This window comes from Streptomyces sp. NPDC029014 (genome assembly GCF_055564695.1).
The window spans coordinates 1-2,516 of record NZ_JBVHVT010000200.1; the positions used below are offsets into that span (position 1 = coordinate 1).

Annotated in this window: 1 protein-coding gene; it reads right to left on the bottom strand. The window is 74.4% G+C overall.

Translation table 11 applies throughout. The annotated features are described in order from the left end of the window. Positions 1 to 2,516 (bottom strand): condensation domain-containing protein (locus tag ACZ4VL_RS40375; protein ID WP_468210968.1); only part of this gene is annotated, 2,516 nt, incomplete at both ends.

The following is a 2,516-nucleotide window of genomic DNA, read 5'->3' on the forward strand; positions in this document are numbered from 1 at the left end:
AGCTCCACCACGTTGCGGTGCGTGTTCACCACACCCTTCGGCGTCCCGCTCGACCCCGACGTGTACATCACGTACGCCGCCTGGTCGGGCGGGACGGCGACCGTCGTCCCCGGGGCGGAGCTCCGCAGCAGTTCCGCGACGGGCGGGACGGGCAGGACGTCCAGCCCGGCGGCGAAGCCGGCGGCCGCTGCTCCGGCGGTCGGGTCGGTGAGCAGGAGGGCGGCCCCCGTGTCCCGGAGGATCCAGGCGAGCCGCTCCTGCGGCTGGCGCGCGTCCAGGGGGACGTACGTGCCGCCCGCCTTCAGGACGCCCAGCATGGCGACGACGTACTCCAGGGAGCGGTTCAGGAACAGGCCCACCGCGGCGCCGGGCGTGACGCCCAGGCCCGTGAGGCGGTACGCCAAGGCATCGGCCGCCGTGTGGAGTTGACGGTACGTCAGCTCAGTTTCCCCGCAGACGAGGGCGACCGCGTCGGGCGTACGGGCCGCCTGCGCCGCGAACAGCTCCGGCAGGGAGCCGACGGGCAGGCGGGCCCCCGTGCTGTTGTACGCGACGAGGAGTTCGCTGCGCTCGGCCTCCGTGAGCAGGTCGATCCGGCCGATGGGGGCCTCGGGGTCGGCGACGGCCGCGCCGAGGATCCGGGTGAGGCGCTCGGCGGCGGCCTGCACGGTGCGGGCGTCGTAGAGGTCGGTGGCGTACTCGACGGTGATGTCGAGCCCGCCGGGGCGCCCGTCGGGGGTCCGGTGTTCGTGGAAGTTCACCGTGAGGTCGAACTTGGCGGTGCCCAGCGGAAGCTGGTCCGTCCGCGCCTGTATCCCGGGCAGGGCGGGTGCCGGGTTGACGGCGTCGGCGAGGGTGAGCACGACCTGGAAGAGGGGGTGGCGGGAGGCGGACCGCTCGGGGTTGAGCGCCTCGACGAGCCGGTCGAAGGGCACGTCCTGGTGCGCCCAGGCCCCCAGGTCGGTCTCGCGGACGCGCCGGAGCAGTTCCCGGAACGTCGGGTCGCCGCCGGTGTCGGTCCGCAGGACGAGGGTGTTGACGAAGAAGCCGACGAGGTCGTCCAGGGCCTGGTCGGCGCGCCCGGCGACGGGAGAGCCGATCGCGATGTCGGTGCCGGCCCCGGAGCGGGTGAGCAGGACGGCCACGGCCGCCTGGGCCACCATGAAGAACGTCGTGCCGGTCTCGCGGGCGAGGCCGGTGAGCGCCTCGTGCACCTCGGCAGGGCAGGAGACGGTGTGGGTGGCGCCCCGGTACGAGGCGACCACCGGCCGGGGGCGGTCCGCGGGCAGTGACACCTCGTCGGGCAGGGCGGCCAGCGCCTCGCGCCAGAACCCGATCTGCCGCTCCCCGTCGGCCGCGAGGAGTTCCTGCTGCCAGAGCGTGTAGTCGGCGTACTGGACCGGCAGCGGTTCCCAGACGGGGGCGTTGCCCTCGACGCGGGCCGTGTACGCCGCCCCCAGGTCCCGCATCAACGGAGCGTTCGACCAACCGTCCGAGGCGATGTGGTGCACGACCAGCAACAGCACGTGCTCCTGCGCCCCCAGCTCGAACAGGACGCCCCGCAGGGGCAGTTCACGGTCCAGGGCGAACGGCCTGCCCGCGTGCTCGGTGATCGCCGCCGCGAGGGTCTCCTCGGTGGCACCGCCGAGCACCGAGAAGGGGACCTCGACCCCGTCGGCGGGGACCACCTGCTGGCAGGGCTCACCCTCCTCGACCGGATACCGCGTCCGCAGGACCTCGTGCCGACCGACGACATCGGCCAGAGCAGCGCGCAGTGCCCCCTCGTCCAGGACCCCGGTCAGCCGCACGGCCATCGGGATGTTGTACGTCGCAGACGGCCCCTCCAGCTGGTCCAGGAACCACAACCGCTGCTGCGCCGGCGACAGCGGCAGGCGCTCCGGTCGCTCCCCCGCCACCAGCGCGGGACGGTCCTCCGGGGCGGCGGCGTCGGTGAGCCGGCCGGCGAGCAGGGCGGGCGTCGGGTACTGGAAGAAGTCCCGCAGCGACAGCCGGGCGCCGAGGGCCGTGCGGATGCGGCCGACCAGGCGGGTGGCGAGGAGGGAGTGGCCGCCGAGGCGGAAGAAGTCGTCGTCGACGGAGACGGCGGGCAGGCCGAGGGCCTGGGCGAACAGGGTGCAGAGCACCTCCTCGGCGGGCGTCCGCGGGGCACGGCTGCCTTCCGTGCTGCCGGGCAGCGCCGGGGCGGGCAGGGCCCGCCGGTCGAGCTTGCCGTTGGGGGTGAGGGGAAGCGCGTCGAGTGCGACGTAGGCGGACGGCAGCATGTACGCGGGGAGGGCGGCCGCGGCGTGGCGGCCGAGGTCGTCGGTGTCGACGGGCCGGCCGGTGGCGGGCACGAGGTAGGCGACGAGCCGTTTGTCGCCGGGCCGGTCCTCGCGGACGACGACCGCGGCCTGGGCCACGGACGGGTCCGCGAGCAGCACCGTCTCGATCTCGCCGAGCTCGATGCGGAAACCGCGGAGCTTGACCTGCTGGTCGGCACGACCGAGGAACTCGAT